The sequence below is a fragment of the Peribacillus deserti genome, assembly GCF_002863585.1.
GTDB classification, from domain to species: domain Bacteria; phylum Bacillota; class Bacilli; order Bacillales; family DSM-1321; genus Paraperibacillus; species Paraperibacillus deserti_A.
In genome coordinates, this window is the sequence record NZ_PGUY01000043.1 from 30,214 (window position 1) to 54,660 (window position 24,447).

Genomic DNA, 24,447 nt, shown 5'->3' on the forward strand with positions numbered 1-24,447 from the left:
AAGCATAGACCCAATCAATTTGGCAAATATCCTTAGTTTTAGGTCAAAACCTTTCACATTTGGTATGGTTGCACTCCGCATAAAATATAAATTCATACTAAAAAGTATCTATAATTCGATTTTGGCCCTAAAAATAGAGAAATGGGAGTCAACACCTGTACGTTTCCGCGTTGTTAATAACTGCAGGGTAATTGTCATTCTCTCCCAATCAGACCAGAGAAACAAATAAGTTCCGCAGGTTTTTATTTTATTGCCTTAACCGGAATTTTCTATGCCTTTATCGGGCTGAGCTTTTGAAATCCCCGATACATACGTCCATTCAGATAAAAGAACAGGGTAATGCCTCCCCCTAGTTTCCTTACCTTTTTAGCAAGCCGGGCCAGCTGTTTCTGGCTTCGGACTTTTTCATCTGAGAGGTAGATGCCGAGCAAGCCGCGATGGATCAATTTGTGGAATTGCTTATGCGGCAGCTTCTCGGAATATTGTTCAGCCTGCCTGACAAAATGCTCAAGGCGCGCCATCATCTCCTGATCATTCTGATAGTAGAAGCAGAAATTCAAGTCTCCTCCTGCACGGTCTTCTTCTTGATCTATAAGATAATCCAGCAGGATATGCAGGCCCTGAATGTATGGAAAATATCCTTCACAAATCATATCCCCCTGCACCTGCTCAAAATCATCCCTAAAGGCATAAGAAACCAGACAAAAAATTCCGAGAGTCGAGCCGGAACAAGCTGAAAATTCATACCAGCTCATTTCAGGAAGAGAATCCTTGTAGGTATTGTGCCAGTCTTGCAGACGGCTTACTCTTTTATCCGGGTGCACATGTTTATGTACCTGTAAGTCACAATAAAATGTACACAGCTGTAACAAATGATTACGAATCTTTTCGTAATGATGCATTTTTCCGAGTACGTCCTGGCACGTGAGAACCAGATCCCGTAAATAGTGGTGATCATTCTGTCCGGATCTATATCTATAGTAATTTCCCGGATCTGCACCAATCGTTAATGCGTCTGCCATAGATTCATGAAGTGCACTGAAATCATCTGGATCGAGCGAAATACTTCTATCGCATAAATTATCCAGATAGTCGCTGATCGTCTGGTAGGCGACTATAAATTTTACAGCCTCTTCAGCATGTTCTTCTGCCGCCAAAGCAAGGATTCCCCCGCCCTCACAATGAAAAGCCTTTGCTCCAATGCTGTCGCAGGCCTGTTTTCTAAGCTCCCGGTCAGGTATCTCTTCAGCTCGGTTTTTCCAATACGAAAGCTCCTTATGGACGAGCGGCAAAATATGTAAATATGTCTTTGACATAAGAGTAAGTGGAGTTTCCGGTATGGCCATGAAGCTTTCCCCCTAGTAAATATATCCTAAAAGCCTCAGCCTGTTTTCAACAAATCCCCTGGCGTATTCGAAAACCGTCTCTCTTTCGGGTTCATTGAAAATTTCATGATACAGGTTCGGCCACTCTTTATACTGCTTTTCACTTGAAAGAATGTAATTAAACCATTCTTTTACAGCTTTTTTATCTACAATTCTGTCATCTCCCCCCTGCATGAGCAGAATCGGGATATCCTGAAGATCAGGAATTTCATCGAAGGCTTCCTTCACGGATCCAATAAGCTCACGGTACCAGCGTACAGAGACTTTGGTTACATATAAGCTGTCATTTACATCTGTCTCCAGGACCTCTGCATTTCTTGTGGCCATCTGTACCGTCAAACCCGGATCCATCCTTAAGGTAGGAAGTATTCCATTAAGTACAACGGAGAGGGCATTTAGGAATTTGGAAGGATAGTGGACAAGGCCAAGGCATGGTGAAGAGAGAATAATTCCCGCAACGTTTAATTTTTCCTGCTGAAGAAGCCGGATAACCGCAAGTCCGCCCATGCTGTGCCCAAGCAGAAATACCGGCAGCTGGTAAGCATATCCAGCCTGTACCCATTCCTTGATTGAAGTAAGGTACTCATCAAATGAATCGATATGGCCGCGCCTCGAACGTGTAGTCATTCCCTGCCCCGGCAAATCGCCCATTATTACATGGTATCCTGCTCCGCGCCACATCTCAATTAACCATCTATAGCGGCCATGGTGCTCCAATGCTCCATGCACCATCACAATGACTCCTCTTGCTGAATGAGCCGCTTCCCATGTATGCATTCATATTCCCCCCTTAATCATGATGATTATTTTCTGTTCTATAACCCGGTTCGTATTTTACAGTGTAATTTTTAACAGGTAAACTTATTTAATAATCTTACACTTATAATACCCAAATTTCGAGAAAGGTGTGTGTTTCATGATTATTTATCCGTATAAAGATAAAAAGCCTGCTATCGAGGAGGATGTGTATGTAGCAGAAAATGCGGTCATTACCGGGGATGTCACGATTGGAAGTCAGTCAAGCGTCTGGTTTAATTCAGTAATCCGGGGTGATGTGTCACCAACCGTCATTGGAAGCAAAGTAAATATCCAGGATAACAGTGTGCTTCATCAAAGTCCGAATACCCCCCTTATCCTGGAAGATGAAGTAACCATCGGACACCAGGTAATTCTACATAGCTGCAAAATTGAAAGAGGAGCATTGATCGGCATGGGCTCAATCATACTAGATGGTGCAGTCATCGGCAGCGGAGCGTTTATTGGTGCAGGAAGCCTTGTGCCTCAGGGAAAAAAAATCCCGCCTAACACTCTTGCGTTTGGCCGCCCGGCAAAAGTCATACGCGAGCTGAATGATGAAGACATAAAAGATATGAAGCGTATATGCCGAGAATATGCCGAAAAAGGCCAATACTACAAAAATCTCCAGCGGAAATGATCGGGGGACTGTTCCCATTTCCCAAGAGAGCCATTTCAAAAGAAAAAGCACCCGCGGGTGCTTTTTGTAGTTATTTAGTTCTTCACTGATTGAAGTTCTTGTTTGTATAAGTCTTGAAAGTTGTATTTTCCTTCGATATTGATGCTGTGCCACAGCATGAACACAAGGACAGTCCAGATTTTCCGGCTATTGTCTGCTTTACCCTGGACATGGTCTTCTAATAATCCATATACCACATTTTTATGGATAAGGTGGTCGGTCTGGCTGTCACGGATGATGCCTTTTGCCCACTCATACATTTCGTTTTTCAGCCAGTGGCGGATTGGAACTGGGAATCCAAGTTTTTTGCGGTTAAGTACATGATCCGGCACTACACCTTCAGCTGCTTTTCTAAGCAGATACTTTGTCGTGCCATTTGCAGTCTTAAGAGCAGAAGGTATGCCCGAAGACACTTTAAATACCTTTTTATCCAGGAATGGAACACGCAGCTCCAAGGAATGTGCCATCGTCATTTTATCGGCTTTAAGAAGAATATCGCCCCTCATCCAGGTATGGATGTCGATATACTGCATGCGGCTCACCGGCTCATATCCAGCGGATTCTCTATACAGCGACTTCGTAATCTCAGTATAGTCAAGCCCTTCTTTATAGTTTGCCAGAAGCCGTCTCTTTTCATCTTCTGTAAACATTTTGGCATTTCCAATGTATCTTTGTTCCATCGGAGTTACGCCACGTTCGATAAAGCTCTTTCCTCTGACTCCTTCAGGAAGGATCTTAGCAACGCCTTTTAAGAGTCCTTTAACCGCACCAGGCATTTTTTCAAAAACTTCTAATGATTGTGGTTCGCGGTAGATATTGTAGCCCCCGAACAATTCGTCAGCACCTTCACCAGAAAGGACAACCGTTACATGCTTTCTTGCTTCTCTTGCCACAAAGTATAATGGTACACACGCTGGATCAGCCAACGGGTCATCCATATGCCACATAATTTTAGGGAGCTCATCCATATATTCCTGCGGGGAAATAATATAGCTGATGTTCTCTACCCCTAATTTATCAGCGGTTTCTTTGGCCACATCGATCTCACTAAAACCGTTATGGTCAAAGCCCACGGAAAACGTCTTTATGTTAGGATGATATTCCTTTGCGATTGATGCAATAATGGATGAATCAATTCCGCCTGAAAGGAAGGAACCAACTGGCACATCGCTTCGCATGTGCATTTTAACACTATCAAACATGACGTCTTTAATTTCTTTAACCCACTGTTCTTCGGATTTATGAACAGATGTGAATGATGCTTTCCAGTAACGTTTAATTTCCATCGGCTTGCCAATCTTCTTTGTAAAGTAGTGGCCAGGTTCAAGCTTATGAATTCCAACACTCATGGTTTCAGGTTCAGGCACAAATTGATACGTTAGATAGTGCTGAAGGGATTCGTAATTAATTACATCGTTTTCTAGCGCAAGCATGATGCTTTTCTTTTCTGAGCCAAAGAATGTTCTGTCTCCATCTTCCATATAGAAGAATGGCTTAATTCCGAACTGGTCTCTTCCCCCGAATAAAGTCTGCTCTTGCTTGTCCCAGATCACAAAGGCAAACATCCCGCGGAGCTTTTCGATTGCTCTTTCTTTCACATGACTGTACAAAGCAATGATGACCTCTGTATCTGAGCTGGTTGAGAAAGATAATCCTTCCTTAATAAGCTCTTCACGAAGCTCTACATAATTATAAATTTCTCCGTTAAAAATAATCCAATAGCGTTCATTTTCATAGGTCAGCGGCTGGTGGCCTGCTTCTATATCAATAATGCTTAACCGGCGGAAACCAAATTGTATATGATCGTCAAAGAAATACCCATCATCGTCTGGTCCGCGGTGAGTGATGATGTTGTTCATTTCTGTAAATAGCTGTTTATCTTCATCTCGATGCTGCTGTGCTGTATTGTGCACACATCCTATAAATCCACACATATGTTTTCACCTACTTAAAATATCTTATTATCTTTATTTCCAAAGATTATCTAATTCAAATACATCTTTTTACCCTGCTGTATGTAAAACAAACAATCCCTTTTTGCATACTTATCTATTTTAACACTTTTTCAAAAGAAAAGGCATGGGTAAATATCTGTAATTTTAAAAGAAAAGCGGAATGCGGTGCCTTTCCCATAGCGATATGTTTCGCCACCGTATTTATATTACTTTAATTCTTCATATAATCAAAAAGCCAATTTAATGGAAAGGCAGATGCCCGACAAGCATAAGACGAGCAGGCTATGAGAAGTGCCCTTTCTTCTCATAGCCTGCTTGGCTTATGTCTCGAGGGCAGCAGCATGCAGCTGGACAACAAGAAAAGCGGAGAACGGTGCTTTTCTTTTAAAAATATTATATATAAACCAAAAATGATGAAGCATACACTTTAAGAAAACCTAGACTTTATAGAAAAGCAGACACCTGAAAGGCATAAGACGAGCGGCAGCGAAAGGCCGCCCTTGCCTTTTGATGGCGATTGGCTTATGACCGAAGGTGTCAGTTCGCAGCTGGACAAATAGAAAAGCGGAATGCGGTGCCTTTCCCATAGCGATATGTTTCGCCACCGTATTTATATTACTTTAATTCTTCATATAATCAAAAAGCCAATTTAATGGAAAGGCAGATGCCCGACAAGCATAAGACGAGCAGGCTATGAGAAGTGCCCTTTCTTCTCATAGCCTGCTTGGCTTATGTCTCGAGGGCAGCAGCATGCAGCTGGACAACAAGAAAAGCGAAGGACGGTGCTTTTCAAAGGTTACAAGTGAGCAGCTGAATGATAATCAAACCCATTTTGTTGATCCAAAAATCTTATTGAAAAGCAGCCATCCGACAAGCATAAGGCGAACTGGCTGTGGGAAGGGGTTTTCTTCCCATAGACAGTTTGACTTATGTCTCGAGGATGGCAGTCCGTAGCTGGACAAATAGAAAAGCGGAGAACGGTGCTTTTCTAAAAATATTATATATAAACCAAGAATGATGAAGCTTACACTTGAAGAAAACCTAAAACTTTTCAGAAAAGCAGACACCTGATAAAGAAAACTTGCTGTTTGGCGAGCGGCAACGAAGACAGAAGCTTAGTCGCACTTATGCATTAGACAGGCATAAGAAAAGCGGCAGCGAAAGACCGCTCCTATCTTTTAAGGACGAGCGGCTTATGACCGAAGGTGTCAGTACAACATACTTTCCCGCAGCAATCTCCCCCCTTAAGCTCTAAGCAATACAGTGACACATCCTTTAACTAATACAAAAGGCTGACTCCAAGTTGAGTCAGCCTTTTTCATATTATGCTTGTGCTGCTTGTTCTTTAAGGGCTTCTGCTTTATCTGTACGCTCCCATGGAAGATCTACATCTGTACGGCCAAAATGTCCGTAAGCAGCTGTCTGCTTGTAAATCGGGCGGCGCAGGTTAAGCATGTTGATGATGCCAGCCGGACGAAGATCGAAATTCGCGCGGACTAAATCCACTAATACGTCTTCGCTTACTGTTCCTGTTCCGAAAGTGTCAACAGAAATGGATACCGGCTGTGCCACTCCGATAGCATAGGCAAGCTGAACTTCTACTTTGTCAGCAAGACCTGCAGCTACCAGGTTTTTAGCAACATAACGTGCTGCATATGCAGCTGAACGGTCCACTTTTGTAGGATCTTTACCAGAGAATGCACCGCCGCCGTGGCGCGCGTATCCGCCGTATGTATCAACGATGATTTTACGGCCGGTTAATCCAGCATCACCCTGTGGTCCGCCGATAACGAAACGTCCAGTAGGGTTGATGAAATATTTGGTTTCTTCATCAATTAGTTCCTTTGGAACCACTGGATTGATAACATATTCTTTAAGATTGCGCTGGATCTGCTCCAGGCTAATCTCAGGATGATGCTGAGTGGAAATAACAATCGTATCAATGCGTACCGGCTTGTCATTTTCATCATACTCTACAGTTACCTGAGTCTTTCCGTCCGGACGAAGGTATGGAAGAATCTCTTCTTTTCGTACTTCAGTCAGGCGGCGGGCCAATTTATGTGCTAAAGAAATTGGAAGAGGCATTAACTCTTTTGTTTCGTTGTTTGCAAACCCAAACATTAAGCCTTGGTCCCCTGCTCCAATTGCTTCAATTTCTTCATCGGTCATTGTACCTTCACGGGCTTCAAGAGCCTGGTCAACACCCATTGCGATGTCTGCAGACTGCTCATCGATTGAAGTTAACACCGCACAAGTCTCGGAATCAAAGCCGTATTTTGCACGTGTGTACCCAATGTTAGCAATAGTTTCACGAACAATTTTTGGAATATCTACATAAGTAGAAGTTGTAATTTCTCCGGCTACAAGCACAAGACCAGTCGTAACAGATGTTTCACATGCTACGCGTGCATTTGCATCCTTCGCTAAAATAGCATCCAGAATGGAATCTGAGATTTGGTCACAGATTTTATCCGGATGTCCTTCTGTAACTGACTCAGAAGTAAAAAGACGACGCTTTTTTGACATCCTATTTCCTCCTCATATAGATGGTAATTGCTTTTGGTTCGATCCACATAGAATTTCACCATTGCCTGTTTTTTTGAGACGGAGCTCGTTCCCTTAAGTAGTATTCCTTAAAAGATGCATTTTTTATCCTGGCCCGGCAATTATTCAGGCTCTTACAGGAGACTGGATATTGCGGATGTCACTGCTTATGTATAAGTGAGTGCCAAAAAGTTGTGCACTTTTGTTGAAAGGAACTGTGTTTGTATTACATGTGTTGCCCGATTACGTCCAAATATAGAAAAAAGTCAGATCACTTTTTGCCAGGTATCAGTATGCAGTACGTTACCCCATACCCTTTTTGGGCAAAAATAAAAACCTTCCTATTTAATGAGGAAAGGTTTGCTTACGTAAATCAGCCTTTCACTCTTATCGGTCAAGGGCATAAGCCTTGCATCAAGTTAGCACCTTTGCCTCGGAAAATGTCGCCATTTCCTTCAAATGTTTTTATTCAAAATAAAAACGTGCAGGTTGCTGGGTTTCATTGGGCCTGTCCCTCCACCAGCTCGGGATAAGAGAATCCGTTCAAGGTAGAATCATACCTCATTTTATCGAAATATGTCAATTCTTTTTATGAGCGTTTAAATAATTTTATTGACTCTAAAAACTGGAAGTTTATAAATTATGTTTTTTCTTTCTTTTGAGCAATTTTTAAGTCCATAGTCGATTTGGGTATTATGTGGATATTCTAGGCTGCAGGCGCAGGGACTCTCTGAACAGGATAGGTCCAAGGGAGATTACAGAGACTAACAGCTTTCGGGCCGCCTGAGGAAAGCAGCAGCTAAAGCTGTTATCAGGCTGTTTTCGCAACCTTTGTTGTTATTGAACAAGGGGTTGATTGGATGGTTTACCGAACTATAAAAAACAACTATCTTTTAGAAAAAAGCCTTATATTAAAAATGGACAGGTATAACCAGCTTTTTTTGATTAAATTAATGCGCACTTTTTAGATTTTTTTATAAAATAATATATATTAATGTGGACTATTCGAGTTAATGTGTTATACTAATTAACAACAAACAAAAAAGTAAAAGGATGGTATCTCATATATGAATTCTGTTGGAATTTCGAATGGACTAGAAGAATTGTTAGCCGGGCAAAACGTCCATATTCAACTTTCTGTTCCCCAGCTGGTAGAGAAAGTGTTAAAGCGTGGAGAAGGGATCCTTACCTCAACAGGAGCAGTCCGGGCGGAAACAGGGAAATATACGGGACGCTCACCGAAGGATAAATACACGGTAGAAGAACCATCAACGAAAGATAAGATTGACTGGGGCTCAGTGAATCAGCCAATATCTGAAGAAAAATTCAATAACTTATATAATCAAGTGATCGATCATTTAAAAGCGAAAGAAGAAATCTTTGTTTTTAAAGGGTATGCAGGAGCAGATAAAAAACACCGGATGCCAATCCAGGTGATTAATGAATATGCGTGGCATAATTTATTTGCCCATCAGCTGTTTATCCGTCCAGGAGAAGAAGAGCTTGCGGGGCATCAAGCAGAATTCACTATCATCTCTGCACCGGACTTTAAAGCAGATCCAGCTATACACGGGACTAAATCAGAAACCTTCATTATGGTTTCCTTCGAAAGGAGAACCATATTAATAGGTGGAACGGAATATGCCGGTGAAATGAAAAAATCCATTTTCTCTGTGATGAATTACATGCTTCCTGAAGCGGGGATCCTTTCCATGCACTGTTCGGCGAATGTAGGAAAAGAAGGCGATGTTGCCCTTTTCTTCGGTCTTTCAGGCACTGGCAAAACCACTTTGTCTGCCGATACAAACCGAAAACTGATCGGGGATGATGAACATGGCTGGTCTTCAAGCGGCATATTCAATATCGAAGGCGGCTGCTATGCAAAATGTATAAATCTTACCCGTGAAAAAGAACCGCAGATTTTTGATGCAATCCGCTTCGGTTCAGTGCTGGAAAATGTAATGGTAGATTCGGATACACGTATGGCGGACTATGAAGACAGTATCCTGACTGAAAATACACGGGCAGCTTACCCGATCCAGGCTATCGACAATATTATAACCCCAAGCCTTGCCGGTCATCCTAATACGATCATTTTCTTGACTGCAGATGCCTTCGGTGTCCTGCCTCCTATCAGCAGGCTGACAAAGGAGCAGGCGCTGTACCATTTCCTAAGTGGCTATACCAGCAAACTGGCAGGTACAGAAAGAGGAATTACGTCTCCTCAAGCTACTTTTTCAACATGCTTCGGTTCTCCTTTCCTACCGCTTCCGGCACAGCGATATGCGGAAATGCTCGGACAAAAAATCGATGAGCATAATGCGAAAGTATTCCTGGTGAATACAGGATGGACAGGAGGAGAATACGGAACAGGAAGCCGTATGAAACTTGCCTACACACGAGCCATGGTTCAGGCAGCGTTGGAAGGTGAGTTGAACAACGTCGAGACTATTACCGATGACATCTTTGGCCTGGAAGTGCCAGCACATGTTCCTGGTGTTCCCGACCAAGTTCTTCAGCCTAGCAAAACCTGGTCTAATCCAGACGCCTACCGTGCTAAAGCCATGGAATTGGCAGAAAAATTCCGCCGGAATTTCAATAAATTCTCTGGTCTCTCATCTGAAATCCAAGAATATGGCGGCCCTAGAATATAAATGTAACATTTGAAAAACGAGCTGCTGGATTGCAGCTCGTTTTTTCCCTATCAAAGCATATGTACATGAAACGAAGACACCGCATCCAAACAGGACGCGGCTGTATCTCTGCTAGAGGTTCCATCTCTTTTCGCAAATAATATGTCAGTATAAAGAGAGAAAACTTGGGCGGAATATCCGCTTGGCTGATTCTTCTTAATTTGTAGAGTTTAAAGAAACCAGCTCATAGGTAATCACAGTTCCTTCTTTTTCCCATTCCAGCTTCTTGATAATGGCTGTTCCGTTCGGCTCCCCTTCTTTGGTCTTTCTTAGTTCTATAGGAATTTCCATCGGATACAGTCGATAGCCTTCTTTTTTGATCATAAAAACATTATCATGGGCTCTGGTTTCACGGCCTTTGGTTACAATCATTGTATTCATTTCTAATGGCATCCCCATACTAACCCTCCTATTCTTACAGATATCATATCACTTTTCTGGGCTGCTTTTCATCCAGGCTGTTAAATCGCCTACAATCTTCCGGTTCATGGCTGGCGGGAAATAGTGGGTAAATCCGGTGAAATACCAGGTTTCCGCTTGTCTTCCAACTTCTTTAAGTCTCTTTTCGAGACGGTAGGCATGTTCAATCGATACATTATGGTCTTCTTCGCCATGGATAATGAGGACGGGGCAGTGAATTTTTTCGACTTCATAAAGAGGAGTGCGGAATTTATAGCGTTCTGGGAATTTAACAGGCGTTCCTCCGATCACCCTCTTCATCATTCTTCTAAGATCCGTTCTTTCTACATAAGTCAGGGCCATGTCTGTCACTCCTCCCCACACTACAACAGAAGCAGCGGCCGGACACTCGATGGCTGTCAAAAGAGCCATTACCCCTCCTCTAGAAAAACCAAAAATATGGATTCTTGCGGTCGCTGTCTTTGGCCATTCTTTAAGAACCTGATAACCATTCACTGCATCCTGTCTATCCTCGCCTGCAAAGTCCTCGTCACCTTCCCCTCCCTGATTTCCTCTATAGAACGGGGCAAAAACCACAAACCCTTCCGAGGCAAATTGAGCAATTCTGGCTGGCCTGACCTTCCCCACATTCTTAATACCGCCTCTTAAGTATAAAAAACCGTCATAGGGTCCATTTCCCTTTGGTTCTGCCAGAAGCCCCTTCACACGGAGACCTTCTGACCAATACGTAATAAGGAACATTTCTATCTCTGGGTTAGGTGATGGAAAGCGCTGTTTGGTGCATAATGTCCCGTTTAAATCCTTCATATTCTGCCTCCTTTTTATTTGGCTGTTTTCGCAAACTTTGTTGCTATTGAACAACAGGTTGATTGGAGCGCAAGGCATGCTCGCGGACCTTAGGGGCGGGCGGTGAGCCTCCTCGGCTGCGCCTGCTGGGTCTCACCTGATAGAAAAGCGGAAGCGCCTTGTTCAGACCCGATAAAGAAGACTTGCTGATTGGCGAGCGTTAGCGAAGACAGAAGCTTAGTCGCACTTACCACGCTCGAACGCCACGTCCTGTGGCCACGCCTGGCTCGCACATCCTGTGCTTCGTGCGTTAGCCAAGCATAAGACAAGCGGGCCGTGGAAAGCGGTTTTCCTTTCCATGGACCGATTGGCTTATGACTCGAGGGTCTAGGCGCTGGAGCCGGACAATGCCCGCTGCTCTCGCACAGAAAAGCGGAAAGCGGTGCCTGCCCAACATATAAATATTAAACGCTCAGTGAAAATCCCAATAGATATAAAATTCTAAACAAATTGGCAGGCAGAGACCCGACAAGCATAAGACGAGCCGGCTGTGGGGAGTGCTTTTCTCCGCATGGACGGATCGGCTTATGACTCGAGGGTCTCAGCTTGTAGCTGGATCAAGGAGTCACGCACCTTACGCTCCAATCGACCTGACTGAACAATAGGGTAGCGTAACAAAACTTATTAAAAAACAACAATCTTTTAGAAAAGAGCTTTTTATGTTTGTTTTCTTAATTAATAGCCTTTTCTACGAAATTGTAATCAATGAAAAAAAGGTTCTATAGGCAATCACACATTTTTTAAATAAACATACGATATGTTAGTCACCCGAGATTTCAATCTACTGTGCAAGGAGGTTTTTTAAATTGAGAAAATCATTAAAAATCAGTTTTAGTGTGCTGCTGGCTCTTGTTCTCATCATTCCGCTTGCTGCCTGCGGCAAAGAGGAAGTACAAAAAGTCCGGATTGCTGAGGTCACCCGTTCTATCTTTTATGCTCCCCAATATGTAGCCATAGAAAAAGGCTTCTTTAAGGAAGAGGGGTTGGACATCGATTTAAAAACCACACCAGGCGGCGATAAAACCATGACAGCGCTGCTTTCCAATGGTGCCGACGTGGCTCTTGTCGGTTCGGAAACATCGATTTATGTAACAGCACGGGGATCTAAGGATCCGGTCATTAACTTTGCCCAGCTGACTCAGACAGATGGTACTTTCCTTGTATCCCGGAATAAAGTCGATAATTTTAAATGGGATCAGTTAAAAGGCAGCACTTTCCTTGGTCAGCGGAAAGGCGGAATGCCGCAGATGGCTGGCGAGTTTGTCCTAAAGAAGCACGGAATCGATCCCCATAATGATTTAACTTTAATTCAAAATATCGATTTTGCAAATGTGGCAACAGCTTTAGCGAGTGGGAACAAAAAACACCACTATAGTCTTTTTATCTCTATACCCTTCTTATAAAGAATATCTTCCATAATACACAGGGTATATTAACAGGATTATCACAAAAACGGGTAAAAAGGTTACTATTCTTTCCTCAGTTTTAGTAGGCATTTACCAGTTGTTATAAAATAAGCCCCCCCGATTCAATCGGGGGGGGGGTTAATTATGAAAAAGAGACTAAACTAAGATTGGCTGAAAACTTTGTGTAGCCATAATTTCATTGATATCAAATGCAAAATCCACTTCTATTTTATCTTTGCTAAGATAAACTTTTTTTATTATTCTTGAAAGCATTGCCTTTTTTAAATCGTCTTCTGCATTATCAAACTTTATTTCCCACTGATCTAATTCTCTGGCAGTAAATATGATGTCAGAGTAGTTATCTTTTTCATATTGTAATTCTTCCTTAAGTGATTCTAACTGGATAGTAATTTCAGTTACTTTACTTTCGTTAAGTTCCAGTGCTGTAGAAAGTTGGTCAGGGGTAAATTTGCTTGATCCAAGGAGAGAATTTGCAATTTCCTTATTTAGCGTTTTTGCAGCTAAGATTAATTTGTCCTTCTCTCTTTCTAAGGACTTAACATTTTTTTCTTTTGTTTCAAGTTTTTCTTTCTTTTTGTTTACAGATGAGTCAATGTACTTTTCTATATTAATTAAACTCAACATAGCTTTAATTTCATTGATAATCAATGAATCAAACTTCTTTGCTCCCCACATATTTTTTTTATGATTATTATTCCCCTTGTTTCCAGGACAACGGTACCGGTAAATAATTGCACCGTTATCTTTCCGATAAATATAATTACTCTGCAACTTATCTCCGCAATATTCACAATATGCCAATCCGGAAAATAATAATTTGCCCGCCAAAGGAATCCCAGTTTTATCCTGAAAATTTATTGCTTCTTTTCTTTTTTTTGTTATTTCTTGAGCTTTAAAATACAAATCATCTGTTAGGATTCTAAGTTTTTCATTGAAAGGTTGCGTGTCACCGTCTTTACCGTCAAAGCTTTTATACCTCTTCAAACCGATATATATAGGGTTATGAAGTATTCTTTGAATTGTGTTAACCGTGAATAGCTCTTGATTACGTTTTCTATAACCCTCTTCGTTCAAAAAGTCAACAATTTTTCGGTATCCTTTATGGTGCACTATATACATACTATAAATCAACTGAACAATCTTCGACTCCTCAAGGTCAGGTAACAAAATTTTTAAATTTCTATCTCTCTTTTTGGGATGCTTCTGATCAGTTTCTACTATTTTATATCCATAGGGGGCAACTCCCCCCTGAAAAAAACCTTGTTGGCTAAGGAGTTTTTTTGTTTCCCTTACATGTTGGGATTTGTTTACACTCTCACTTTCAGATTGCCAAAACCTAACATAGGTCATTAGCTTGTCCGCTTGATTTTCCAATTTAATTTGTCCCTCTTGTGTAGTCCATACTTCTACATCGCACTTATGAAGGAAATTCAACATGTAAGGTAATTCATCTGCATTTCTTCCTATTCGATCATCTTTAAATACCAGCAAAATATCGAATTCTCGTTTGCTCGCCGCTTTCCTTATTGTGAGTAATTCATCTCTTTCATCAATACTTTTTTTCCAACCTGAAATACCCCGTTCATAAAGTTCATTAGAAATTTTCCAATTACTATGAGCTTTCGCATAATTACGACATTGCTCTCTTTGTGTTGGAATATCATCATCCGCCGTTAATTGCTTTTTTGTCGAGACTCTATATAAACACCAAACTCTTTTTAGCTTATTTAATTCAGTACTTACTGACATATTTTTCTCCTCCATTAACATCTATAGTTACTTCAACAAATAAATCAGGGACAGAGCTAATTATATAGCTCCGTCCAAAACATTTTTAAACCTTCAGCGGCTGTTTCATGATCTTTGGGATCTTTACTGAATGAGAAGTTAATCTTGATGTCACCAGCGTTTGAAGTGTCGATTAAATAAATTTTTTCCTGCTTTACTTCTACTCGGTAAATACGACCATTGAAAACAATGTACTCCATCCCGGCTCACCTCTATAAATATTTATGCTTACAATGCCTGTCATCTTTCCAATGGTTATTTTATATTGTGATTTGTGTTTTGTGTTTTGTCAATAACTCATTGAAATTCCTTTATTCTTGGTTTTTCATAATGAAAACTCCTTGTATAATGTATTAATACCATCACTTTACAAAAAACAGCAATACGGTTTTAGTTATAAAGTTAATTTTTGTGTAAAATGATTAAAACTAGAGGAGGAGAAGAAATGGAATACTCCATGTATAGCCCTAACGAGTTTGGTCTGTGGTTGAAGGAAGAGAGGTTAAAACGGGGAATAAGCACAAGAACTTTGGGTACTACAATAGGTAAAAGTGCATCTTATGTATCTCAACTTGAAACCGGATATATAAAGGCTCCGTCGGAAGAGGCTGCTGTACTTCTTTTGGATGAAATGGGAATAAAAGAAAAGCAAAATGTCCTACAACACTTTGAAATTATCCCGAGTAATAAAGATTTCTTTTCTAATAAACCTTTGTATCAGAGGGAAGCAATTAAAAGGAAGAGAACACAGCTTTTGGACAGTATAGAAAAATTGCCTGAGACTCAAATAGAATTAATACATACTCTATATTTTAACCATCGTGACCTCTTGCAAGCATTATATGAAATATCGAACTTTGGAGCAGAGAAGGGTTCAAAAATTCCAATTACCGTTATTAAAGAATTTGTAGATGTAATGCTACTTAAATATCAATTAGAGCAGCAAAAGCAGCTTGAGGAAAGAGCATCTGGCAATTAAGGTTTTATATACGAACAAAAAGGTAGTCAATTGGGTACTGACTACCTTTTTTTGTTCTTTTTAGGAATTATTCGAATAGTTTCCTAAGCGAACTTGATTTATTATTTCTTTGAAAATGCTAACCATAGTTGATCTTGCTTTGTCTACGGGATATTGATTTTCCAATATATTCAATCCTGTATAAACTGAATGTTCAAAAATCCCCTTGACCTTGTTAGTCAAATTTGTACAGATAACAATATTACCTTTAACATACCCTTTCTTATAATTACGCCGGTCAACTGACCAAGACTCAATATTATTGATTTCGTTTTCCATTTTTACACCGGAATAAAAACAATATCCTTTCTGTTTTTCAAGCTGTTTTTTCACCAGAACGGAAATACTTTTATCTACCGGACAGATTCTCTTTCTCATCTCTCTTTTTTTTGCAAGGTTTTTGACCTCTCTAATCTTATATTTAAAAAAATCTTTTTTGTATCCTTTTCGAATTTCACTGAAGCATTCTTTGCAGTAGGAATTCTGCATTTTTTCGATTAGTACTGGCTTCCCCTTACAAAAAGGACCCCTACATTCCTTGTACATTTTGCCATCTAGGTAAATGATTTTTTTAACACGAGAGCCAGATTTTCTACCGCTATTTTGACCGCCCAATAAAAACAACTCCTTATATTTTTTTAAAACCAAGGTCCTAAAGCTCAACTCTTATATGTATAATGTATACCGTTTTGCGTTTTGTATACAAGGTTCATAAATTTTTTGAAAAACACGGTTACTACCGCTTTTTTGAGTGCTACTAATGCTTTAGCATTAATAAACACTGCCCTATTTTATGTCTTCCCTATCTTAGGGAAAAGGCTCCTAAAGCAAGGTCTAATAGCCTATTTTTATACTTACTAGCTCATCAATGTATATTAGTAATAACCGAATATTTTATTAAAAAAGAAAAAGCCCCCTTAATCAAATGTTTTTTGATAAAGGGGGTTGGCTACAATATAATGGCTGCTATAGCATCCATTTTCATTTTCAATAATAGCGTAGTTTTACTTCTAAGAGCTGCGGAATTAATGTAGGTCTGCACAGCTCCTAGAGGTTTATTCCATTAGAATCTCCGGTTCCACATTAAAAATTCCTTGAATTCCTTCCCTGTAAGGCGAAAATGACCTACAGGCGTAACTGACTCTATATATTTTTTTCGAAACCATCTCCGAGCTGTTTCCTTAGAGACTCCTAAAAGGTCAGCAATCTGTGAAGTGCTAAGTAGGTCATCATCTTGTATAAGCAATAGCATCTCATGTTGTTTTCTGTTATTTAATTCCTCCATTACACTCTCTCCCCGTTTTTCAATTTTCTCTCTAGTTTTAGTAATTGATCATTTAATTTTTTCCTTTGTTGCAGGAATACTTTGTATTCCATTTTCTTTTGCCTTTCATTCAGTTTCTTTAATTCTTCCTGAAGCAGTATGGCTTGATTTTCAATTTCAGTTAAATTATGTTCAGCATCAATATTATTGGCAGTTGTTCTTTTTGAATCAAAGGTTTTACCGTTGATCTTTTTTTCCTCTTCCTGTTCATTATCATCATACCCGTTCTCTATCTCCCACTGTGTTAGTTCATGGATATCCCAAGGGAAGTTAAGGGCTGCGTCTATAATGAGATAATAGTCCTTAGGAAGTATTTCTTGAGTATATATATCATTTGTTTTTCCGCCTGCCTTAAACACATCATGTCTCATATGTATTTCTGCAGCACGTAGAATTTTTTTGTTTAATTTTTGGTTTACTATTGTTTCGTTCCGTATAATTTCATTCATGGATCGTCTAGCTGTCTTAATCTCCAAAAAGTCACGTTTATCTTTATCCACGAATTCAAACAAATCGCGGTACAGACTTAGAAATTTTGGTGGAATTTTAAGTTTTGACTTAGGATCGGCAATATGCTTTCGAAATAAGAATCCATCTCCAACATAATTTTGATACCTATACAGCTGCCCTATATACCAGTTAAGCAATTCAACCAGCCGCGGAACAACCAGATGACCAACATCTTCATGGGAGGGAGAATACTTACCCTTCGACTTTTCTTCAGGCAATCTAAACTCACCGTAACCGCTTTGATTTGTCGCAATATACCCAGAAGAATCCAAAACAAAATCAGAGATAGTTACTTCTAACATTTCCTCAGGGCGTATTCCCAAAAAGGCTCCAAACATCCACAACACGGAGTTTCGCATGTTAGTATGTTGATTTCCATTAGGATTTTTTCTCAAGGTGTGGTACATTTGCACAATTTGCTTGCGAGTTAAAAATACTTTCGTCGTATTGAATTTTCTACGCCTATATCTATGAGGAACAACTTTAAGTACCGATTTAATTCGTTTTCTTAATTTTCTTACTCTACCGTCATCTTCATCAGATTCTTCGTCAACTTTCTCAAAGTACCAGCTTAAGAAAGGTCTTAAATGCCCGCCGTAATGTCCTTTAGTTGAATCAGAGAGACCATCAAAAACTTTGATGACATCATTCTGTGTCAAATTTTCTATATTAAACACAGCTGGATTAAACTGATCCATTTCATTCTCGGACATATCACACACTTTACGTCCCTTAATAGATATAATTCCGCACTTCTCTTTTATTAATTTTACAAATAAAAGAGCTAGGATTTCTCTGGAAGTGTCAGCATATTTTCGGTCTATTTTGGGGTAGATATGTCCGTCCAAAGAGGCTAATTCCTCAACGTTCAGCCGGAAAACAAGATAATCCCGAATTAAATTTTGGAACTCAGTGCTAAGCAGCTCCCAGCATGTATATTCTGCTGAAACACTTTGCACAGCATTCTGAAAATAGGATTCACGAATAAGGGGAAGCTTTTCTCTTATTTCTTCTAAATCAAATAATTTGGTACCTTTTAAACGATCAGGCTGAGTAATATCACCATTTGTTTGATACCGAATTAAGGCATCCATAGAAACATTTAATATTTTTGATACTACTGATAGTGGTTGATATCTTCTTTTCAATAACGCTTGTTTATCAAAAAAGAAACATTTTCTCCCATTGGGGTTATACGCTACTTCCGCAAAAGAATCATCCCATAGACCTGTCTTCACCTCCATTTCTAAATCATCAACTGTGGAACCAATTAACCTGGCTAGTCCTACATCAGCATAAAGTGTCTTATTTTTCTTAAGCTCCCTGTACTGATTACAAAGAGATTCGTAAAAGGTAATAAACTCTTCAAGTTTTTTCCCTTTAAAGAAATAGCTACTGTTGTTGGTAGGATTATTATAGGAAAAATCCTTTCCATCAATAAGGAAGAAATCATCAACGATACCATGCTGGATCAAATTGAAAATCACATGGTGACTGTGAATAATGTCTCGTTCATCTAATATTGTAGATAACTTCTTTACACTCCAGATAGGACCATGAATTTTTTCAGCCTGCTTTTGCTTTAACATTACTTTTGCCCCCTTTTCCCATATATTGTGTAAGAAATATATTCTTATTCGTTATGCCACACAAAACGTTAAAAACTATACAGGTTTTATTTCATATTCCCCACGCTATTTAACATTAGTTGTAGTGTTTTGCACGAGATGTGTTCCCCCCCTCCTAATTCGTACTGGTAAAATAAAAATAATCCTGTTTAAATGAAAAAAAACCTGAAAAATGGAATCAGGTTTTTAGACATATATCTACTAGATTAAAGTTTTTCTTTCATTTATTTTGAACGGCGGGGTCTCTTCTTTCTCATCTCCGCATACCATAATTCTATCGCCGCCAAAATAATCTCCTCTTTTTGCGTAAGCCCCTCAGGTTTAATTGAATCCCCCGATTTTACTTTCAATTTTTCTACCGACATTTTCGTGCACCTCTTCTCTTTTTTTGCCCGCTTTTTTCAGACTCCCGCCTTAGCGAATCCCCGGAATAATTGCGATTACACTGTATTAATAACACGACTTTTTTAAAATGGGAATATACTTTTCAGACAAAATCGACATCATGCACAGTAACAGATAAAAAAAAAAATAATACTGCTTAAATGAAAAATATAAATATTTGAAGCTTATTTAATTCTTTTCAATTTTGATTTCAACTGATGACGTCTCTTCCTACTCATCTCTGCTAAATATAATTCTGTATGAGCTAAATGAATATCTTCATATCTGAAGAAGTCCTCCCGAGTAATAGGTTTCCCCGAAAAAAACGCATCTACATAGGATCGTAAAGTATCTTCTCCATATAACTCTTTCAACTTTTCAATATACATTTTACTACACCTCATTAAATTAATTTAAATCGTGAATCAGACTCCCGTCTTCACGATTACACTGTATTAATAACACGACTTTTTTATAATCGATAGATACTTTTCAAATAAATAGAAAAAGACCTAAAAAATTTCAGGTCTTTTATCTGCAATATTTTGCTTTTCTTCCTTAATTAAATATGTTAATAAGATATTTACTTCTTGTTCTAATTTTTGAACATATTTAATGATACTTTCATCCATTTCCAGTGTTTTAAGATAACCAAATTTTTTTTTTATTCTTTTCCTTTCTCTGGCTGGATTATAAATCTTCACCCGGTTTGGAGCCGGTTCGTCTTTAACTAATTTAATTAAATCTATTAAATTCCCTTTAATTTCACAGGTCATACATTGCCATAATGTATTATCGAAATCCACTTTTGCACGCTCACCACATAGAAAACATGAAAAGAAATATTGATTCTCAAATTGATGGAAATACTCTACTTTATGTTGTTTAAAAAAAGATTGTAATACTGGTTTAAATTTCACTTTGTATTCCATAACCCATTGCCCGGCGGGAAGCTCTCATAAAATGTTTGAAATCTGTACCTACGACGATATATTTTCCGCCAAATTGGTATGAAGACAATTTGCCAGACCTACACCATCTCCGTACTGTTTCTACACTCATTTTGGTCATGTCTGAAATCATGTCAACTGTTAAAACTTGATCATCGTCTACATTAAATATTTCATGAATATCTTCGTCCCATCCTAATCTCTTTCCCAAGGAGCTATCCAATATCAATCATTCCCTTTAATTTTCCCTTAGTATAAGCAGTTAGAACAGGAAATATACTGTTCTCGTTCAAAACACACATTTAGTGAGAAAAGAGAGTATGAGGCGATAATGACAAACATTCCAATCGATTTCTTTCTTCTTAATAAAGAACATAGTCAAAGAGGGACAGAAGACTCCGTATTTGTATTTTGTGTTCCCCGGTCTAGTTCTCTATCCTGAGTAGTTTTTCATCTTTTTACGTTGACAGAGGATTTCCGGTTTTGGGTTATCTAATTAATATATATGGAGTTTAGTTTTTTCCCAGAATTATGTGATACAAAAATTGAAATAACCTTCGCAGCTCCATTATTCAGTTCAGCTTTTAATTAAAATTTATGATTTTTTACTTTTTTGTTAGAAGGAGGTGTTTATTGAGTCGAATATAACTGAGGGTGGTGGGGGAAGAGCTACTACCCCCTGCTAAAGAGGTAAGAAAGCGTCTACTGCGTAACGGAGCCAGTTGTCGCTGCATGATAGTGTTATAAATAACAAATGCCCAGGTCCTGCTTTACCATTCAACTTATCACAAGTTCTATCATGCCCTACCTAAGCAAAAGCTTACAGGGACGGGATGTGTATTTTTTCAAATACTCTGGGGATAGCAATTCCCTTCTAACGGGAGACTCCCCGCTGATTAGGCGGGGCGGAGGAAAACGGGAAACTCTCGCAATTTGTTACGTTTTTTTTCTACTTAGAAATGCCTGTCAAGTATAAGTAGGGCTCACTGCCAGTTATATGTGGTTTTAATGTTGCCATAAATAATACTAAGATTACAATTTTTATCCTTTGTCCCTTAAGATAATTTTTTATTATTTTTTGCGGTTTTAATGAAGGGATATTGTTTCGTGTAATGGTTTTTCACTTGTATGGTTTTGAAGCCTGAAAGTATCTAATTAATAAACAAATAAAAAAAGCTGCTACAGGAGCCAATACATTTGATAAACTAAAGAGAACATACGTTCCAAAAAATTAATTTAAAGGAATGATTTGAATGAATATCAATTTAGAGGTCACTTTGTTGGTAAACGAAACACAGGTCTTACAAAAGGGAGTTTTTCCTGTTAACAATAGTAGGTTTAAAGAGAATCCTAACAAAGAGGTTGCTTTAGTAACAAGTGAATGGATAAAACAATTGCGTAAGAAATCGGGATTCTTTTATGAAGCACAGATAGTTAAGGTCTCTTATGATAACAACGAAATCACTGATATAATTATGGAATCTATGTTTTTTCGTTCTTAATTCTCTTCTCTTAAAGATAACCTTAGGTATGTCATGAAATACAAAAAACAGCTACCCTAAGCAACCTGTCTTTTTGAACTAACTCCGTTAGCTACCATTGTTTAAAAATATGTATACATATTGTAAACATTATATTTATACGATAATAAGAATTATTTATGAAACAAACATCAATAATTTCCTCCCTGTAATAATTTTCAATAAAAATGTTAAAAATTATAGGTACCTCCAATGACATAATAACGAAATATTAGTAACTATAAAAAAAGGAGCCGTAAAAGGTCTCCTTTTTTCAGCGATTTCCCGTATTCCCTAATAGCACTAGTCCTGACTTATCATCAGTCAAATCAGGAACCAAGGTTTCAGTATTCGGCTGAATCTTAGGGTCAATTGCTACAAGTAAAGTATTTCATTAATGTCAAAGTAATATCATCCTTATCTTGCTCATCACGAGCAAGTCCAACTCTTGGCTGTTCTCAGCCATAGCCTGCGAAGCGGCTGGTACTGTTTTGAGCCTCATCAAAGGAGTATATCGGAAATACAGCCTTTAAAGAGGTTATTTCTTTCAACTGACTTGATCCTCTACCAAAAAAGTATATCAGAAATTCAGCATTTATGTGTTATTCGTTTCTGACTTATTCTCTAACACATCTGGTTAGATTACATTGTCAAACGGACTAAACTGACAATCATGCAAATTATACGAGAGTAATATTTCGTATTTATTTTTTATTTGTAAGGCAGGGTTTTTTAAGTCAGGATTAACTGAGGGTGGTGAAGAAGAGCTACTTACCCTTGTTAAAAGGGTAAGAAAGCGTCTACTGCGTAACGGAGCCAGTGTCGCTGCATGATAGTGTTATAAATAACAAATGCCCAGGTCCTGCTTTACCATTCAACTTATCACAAGTTCTATCATGCCCTACCTAAGCAAAAGCTTACAGGGACGGGATGTGTATTTTTTCAAATACTCTGGGGATAGTAATTCCCTTCTAACGGGAGACTCCCTGCTGATTAGGCGGGGCGGAGGAAAACGGGAAACTCTCGCAATTTGTTACGTTTTTTTTCTACTTAGAAATGCCTATCAAATATAAGTAGGGCTCACTGCCAGTTATATGTGGTTTTAATGTTGCCATACATAATACTAAGAATATAATTTTTATCCTTTGTCCCTTAAGATAATTTTTGATATTATTTTGCTATTTTTTATAAAGTGGATCTGTATCATGTAATTGGAGATTTTTCTAGTGGGTTGGTTTATAATTACACGAAAAGGGGTGCCGGAACAGCCGTTTGTTCTTAAACTAACGCACCCATTAGTTCAAGATCTTATGTAAAATAAAAACGCCTATTTGTAAAGTAATCTAATTGAATCTGACAGCTGCTTCAACCGCTATTCTGTTTTCTTTTCTTCTATTATATAATCAAGCCATAAGCGGCAAAAATGGATGAATAGTTGCTAAAAGTTTCACAGTTTTATTGTCTAATCTTCTGGATCCCTTGGGGCTCATGGGTTGAAGGAGGTTACACAGTGGTTCAATTGCCAGAACTTCCATTCTGACCACTGAACCTTACCAAAACAAGTGAAATAGTTGTATCCCTACTCCCCCAAGGGAATAAAACGAAAATAGCTGTATAACTTTTTGTGTAAGTTATTAATCGGCGGAGAGACATGTGTTGGAACTTATTTCTCCTGTATTATTAACTCATTTTTAAATCAAAAGCTCTTTCTAGATTTTCCTTTAATCGCTCACTTCTTTTGGCAATAAATGTGGTCCAAAATGTTTTGCCTATCTTAGCGAGCTGTTCACTAGAATAATCACTTACCTCAAATTTTCCCCAGCACCCATCTTTAGTCAGCTTATCCCAGGAAACATAGTCAGCAAATTTATTATGTTCGACCGGCACTTCAGACCCCATATTTTCTATCTTTACAAGTTCAGGACATAACCACAAAGCTGTGCAAACAGATAAGAAACCTCCATGTTTCTCCTTTAATCCCTCAATTCCCGCTTCTCTTAACGCTTCTTCCCAAGCTAAATGTCGGTGAGTTGTAATGAGGATCAGGTCTTGGTATTTAAAGTTTATATGTTTTACAAATGAAGATTCCCAATATGCTCCGCCGTGTCCATTGCATAGAACGAATTTATTGAATCCTTGTCTCTTAAGGTTTACAATGACTTCCTCTAACATGGCGGTTAAAATGCTCGGACTTATTGTAACTGTTCCCTTAAAGGAAGCATGTTCTTCGGAAGTATTAAATGGAATGGTTGGAAGTACATAAGCTCCTAAAGCATTACCAAATGCTTCTGCATATTCTTCGGCAATTAAGGTATCCAAATGCATTGGAAGGTAGGGTCCGAATTGTTCAGTAGCTCCTACGGAAATCATGGCAATATCCGTACCGCTTTCTCGTATGGTTTTTGTGGAATTTTTAAAACTTAACAATTCACATTCCCCTTTATTCTTAATATTCTTTATTTTACCATACGACTTCCAGAATTTTTACAATTAAATAAGAACGGCTATAGCGATCCTTCACTATTCCTCTGTACTGTTTGGTAATAAGGGTGATTCATGAGGCGGACTCGCTCATGAATGA

Annotated in this window: 19 protein-coding genes, 1 pseudogene and 1 riboswitch; of the genes and pseudogenes, 5 read left to right on the plus strand and 15 right to left on the minus strand. The window is 38.9% G+C overall.

Features of this window, described 5'->3' with window-relative positions:
• Positions 1-269: 269 nt before the first annotated feature.
• Entirely contained in the window at positions 270-1,346 is a 1,077-nt protein-coding gene (locus CUU66_RS13840; protein ID WP_101643178.1) for a tetraprenyl-beta-curcumene synthase family protein, read from the minus strand.
• Between the two features lie 12 nt (positions 1,347-1,358).
• Entirely contained in the window at positions 1,359-2,162 is an 804-nt protein-coding gene (locus tag CUU66_RS13845; RefSeq protein WP_101643180.1) for an alpha/beta hydrolase, read from the minus strand.
• Between the two features lie 142 nt (positions 2,163-2,304).
• Between CUU66_RS13845 and CUU66_RS13850 the strand changes: the two genes are divergently transcribed.
• Positions 2,305-2,820, plus strand: coding sequence for a gamma carbonic anhydrase (locus CUU66_RS13850; protein ID WP_101643300.1), 516 nt, complete (start codon positions 2,305-2,307; stop codon positions 2,818-2,820).
• A 74-nt stretch (positions 2,821-2,894) separates the two neighbouring features.
• Here the strand turns inward: CUU66_RS13850 and asnB are convergent, their stop codons facing one another.
• Positions 2,895-4,793: an asparagine synthase (glutamine-hydrolyzing) gene (asnB, locus tag CUU66_RS13855; protein ID WP_101643183.1), complete on the minus strand. Its 1,899-nt coding sequence runs from the start codon at positions 4,791-4,793 to the stop codon at positions 2,895-2,897.
• A 1,344-nt stretch (positions 4,794-6,137) separates the two neighbouring features.
• Complete coding sequence (metK, locus tag CUU66_RS13865; RefSeq protein WP_101643186.1) at positions 6,138-7,340, minus strand: methionine adenosyltransferase; 1,203 nt, start codon at positions 7,338-7,340, stop codon at positions 6,138-6,140.
• Between the two features lie 402 nt (positions 7,341-7,742).
• Positions 7,743-7,894: riboswitch (SAM riboswitch) on the minus strand.
• Positions 7,895-8,425: 531 nt separating this feature from the next.
• On the opposite strand from metK, the gene pckA reads away from it, so the two are divergent.
• Positions 8,426-10,012 (plus strand): phosphoenolpyruvate carboxykinase (ATP), encoded by a 1,587-nt coding sequence (gene pckA / locus CUU66_RS13870; RefSeq protein WP_101643188.1) that lies wholly within the window; start codon positions 8,426-8,428, stop codon positions 10,010-10,012.
• A 195-nt stretch (positions 10,013-10,207) separates the two neighbouring features.
• On the opposite strand, the gene CUU66_RS13875 is transcribed toward pckA, so the two are convergent.
• Positions 10,208-10,450 (minus strand): DUF2584 domain-containing protein, encoded by a 243-nt coding sequence (locus CUU66_RS13875; protein WP_101643190.1) that lies wholly within the window; start codon positions 10,448-10,450, stop codon positions 10,208-10,210.
• Positions 10,451-10,480: 30 nt separating this feature from the next.
• Complete coding sequence (locus CUU66_RS13880; RefSeq protein WP_101643191.1) at positions 10,481-11,278, minus strand: alpha/beta hydrolase family protein; 798 nt, start codon at positions 11,276-11,278, stop codon at positions 10,481-10,483.
• An 845-nt stretch (positions 11,279-12,123) separates the two neighbouring features.
• Here CUU66_RS13880 and CUU66_RS13885 point away from each other — a divergent pair.
• Positions 12,124-12,672 (plus strand): annotated as a pseudogene (locus CUU66_RS13885) (ABC transporter substrate-binding protein); the annotation flags it as partial.
• Between the two features lie 207 nt (positions 12,673-12,879).
• Here the strand turns inward: CUU66_RS13885 and CUU66_RS13890 are convergent.
• Positions 12,880-14,493, minus strand: a complete 1,614-nt coding sequence (locus CUU66_RS13890) for a recombinase family protein (protein ID WP_101643193.1) — start codon at positions 14,491-14,493, stop codon at positions 12,880-12,882.
• Positions 14,494-14,549: 56 nt separating this feature from the next.
• Positions 14,550-14,732, minus strand: a complete 183-nt coding sequence (locus CUU66_RS13895) for a hypothetical protein (RefSeq protein ID WP_101643195.1) — start codon at positions 14,730-14,732, stop codon at positions 14,550-14,552.
• A 245-nt stretch (positions 14,733-14,977) separates the two neighbouring features.
• Here CUU66_RS13895 and CUU66_RS13900 point away from each other — a divergent pair, with 245 nt between their 5' ends.
• Positions 14,978-15,511, plus strand: a complete 534-nt coding sequence (locus CUU66_RS13900; protein ID WP_180955285.1) for a helix-turn-helix domain-containing protein — start codon at positions 14,978-14,980, stop codon at positions 15,509-15,511.
• 60 nt (positions 15,512-15,571) lie between these two features.
• Here the strand turns inward: CUU66_RS13900 and CUU66_RS13905 are convergent, their stop codons facing one another.
• The 6 genes from CUU66_RS13905 to CUU66_RS13930 form a co-directional block, all read right to left on the minus strand.
• Complete coding sequence (locus CUU66_RS13905; RefSeq protein WP_101643199.1) at positions 15,572-16,165, minus strand: hypothetical protein; 594 nt, start codon at positions 16,163-16,165, stop codon at positions 15,572-15,574.
• A gap of 448 nt (positions 16,166-16,613) precedes the next feature.
• Entirely contained in the window at positions 16,614-16,835 is a 222-nt protein-coding gene (locus CUU66_RS25445) for a helix-turn-helix domain-containing protein (protein WP_101643201.1), read from the minus strand.
• Positions 16,835-18,973, minus strand: coding sequence for a hypothetical protein (locus CUU66_RS13915; RefSeq protein ID WP_101643203.1), 2,139 nt, complete (start codon positions 18,971-18,973; stop codon positions 16,835-16,837). The genes CUU66_RS25445 and CUU66_RS13915 overlap by 1 nt, the downstream gene beginning before the upstream one ends.
• A 263-nt stretch (positions 18,974-19,236) precedes the next feature.
• Positions 19,237-19,377 (minus strand): hypothetical protein, encoded by a 141-nt coding sequence (locus CUU66_RS24215; protein ID WP_180955286.1) that lies wholly within the window; start codon positions 19,375-19,377, stop codon positions 19,237-19,239.
• 531 nt (positions 19,378-19,908) lie between these two features.
• Positions 19,909-20,328, minus strand: coding sequence for a hypothetical protein (locus CUU66_RS13925; protein WP_101643207.1), 420 nt, complete (start codon positions 20,326-20,328; stop codon positions 19,909-19,911).
• A complete protein-coding gene (locus CUU66_RS13930) occupies positions 20,306-20,557 on the minus strand; it encodes a helix-turn-helix domain-containing protein (RefSeq protein WP_142383732.1) in 252 nt (83 codons plus the stop codon). Before CUU66_RS13930 ends, CUU66_RS13925 begins: the two co-directional genes overlap by 23 nt.
• A 1,042-nt stretch (positions 20,558-21,599) precedes the next feature.
• On the opposite strand from CUU66_RS13930, the gene CUU66_RS13935 reads away from it, so the two are divergent.
• On the plus strand, positions 21,600-21,848 hold the full coding sequence (locus CUU66_RS13935; protein ID WP_101643210.1) for a hypothetical protein: 249 nt from the start codon (positions 21,600-21,602) through the stop codon (positions 21,846-21,848).
• 1,698 nt (positions 21,849-23,546) lie between these two features.
• Here CUU66_RS13935 and CUU66_RS13940 read toward each other — a convergent pair.
• Positions 23,547-24,293, minus strand: a complete 747-nt coding sequence (locus CUU66_RS13940) for a creatininase family protein (protein WP_101643213.1) — start codon at positions 24,291-24,293, stop codon at positions 23,547-23,549.
• Between the last annotated feature and the right edge of the window lie 154 nt (positions 24,294-24,447).

What these genes read in the sequence shown, in the direction of transcription:
- CUU66_RS13925 (WP_101643207.1), bottom strand. Translation starts at nt 20,328, where the DNA reads ATGGAATACAAAGTGAAATTTAAACCAGTATTACAATCTTTTTTTAAA.
- CUU66_RS13840 (WP_101643178.1), bottom strand. Translation starts at nt 1,346, where the DNA reads ATGGCCATACCGGAAACTCCACTTACTCTTATGTCAAAGACATATTTA.
- CUU66_RS13845 (WP_101643180.1), bottom strand. Translation starts at nt 2,162, where the DNA reads ATGCATACATGGGAAGCGGCTCATTCAGCAAGAGGAGTCATTGTGATG.
- CUU66_RS13900 (WP_180955285.1), top strand. Translation starts at nt 14,978, where the DNA reads ATGGAATACTCCATGTATAGCCCTAACGAGTTTGGTCTGTGGTTGAAG.
- metK (WP_101643186.1), bottom strand. Translation starts at nt 7,340, where the DNA reads ATGTCAAAAAAGCGTCGTCTTTTTACTTCTGAGTCAGTTACAGAAGGA.
- CUU66_RS13915 (WP_101643203.1), bottom strand. Translation starts at nt 18,973, where the DNA reads ATGTTAAAGCAAAAGCAGGCTGAAAAAATTCATGGTCCTATCTGGAGT.
- CUU66_RS13880 (WP_101643191.1), bottom strand. Translation starts at nt 11,278, where the DNA reads ATGAAGGATTTAAACGGGACATTATGCACCAAACAGCGCTTTCCATCA.
- CUU66_RS13875 (WP_101643190.1), bottom strand. Translation starts at nt 10,450, where the DNA reads ATGGGGATGCCATTAGAAATGAATACAATGATTGTAACCAAAGGCCGT.
- CUU66_RS13935 (WP_101643210.1), top strand. Translation starts at nt 21,600, where the DNA reads ATGAATATCAATTTAGAGGTCACTTTGTTGGTAAACGAAACACAGGTC.
- CUU66_RS24215 (WP_180955286.1), bottom strand. Translation starts at nt 19,377, where the DNA reads ATGTCGGTAGAAAAATTGAAAGTAAAATCGGGGGATTCAATTAAACCT.
- asnB (WP_101643183.1), bottom strand. Translation starts at nt 4,793, where the DNA reads ATGTGTGGATTTATAGGATGTGTGCACAATACAGCACAGCAGCATCGA.
- pckA (WP_101643188.1), top strand. Translation starts at nt 8,426, where the DNA reads ATGAATTCTGTTGGAATTTCGAATGGACTAGAAGAATTGTTAGCCGGG.
- CUU66_RS13890 (WP_101643193.1), bottom strand. Translation starts at nt 14,493, where the DNA reads ATGTCAGTAAGTACTGAATTAAATAAGCTAAAAAGAGTTTGGTGTTTA.
- CUU66_RS13895 (WP_101643195.1), bottom strand. Translation starts at nt 14,732, where the DNA reads ATGGAGTACATTGTTTTCAATGGTCGTATTTACCGAGTAGAAGTAAAG.
- CUU66_RS25445 (WP_101643201.1), bottom strand. Translation starts at nt 16,835, where the DNA reads ATGGAGGAATTAAATAACAGAAAACAACATGAGATGCTATTGCTTATA.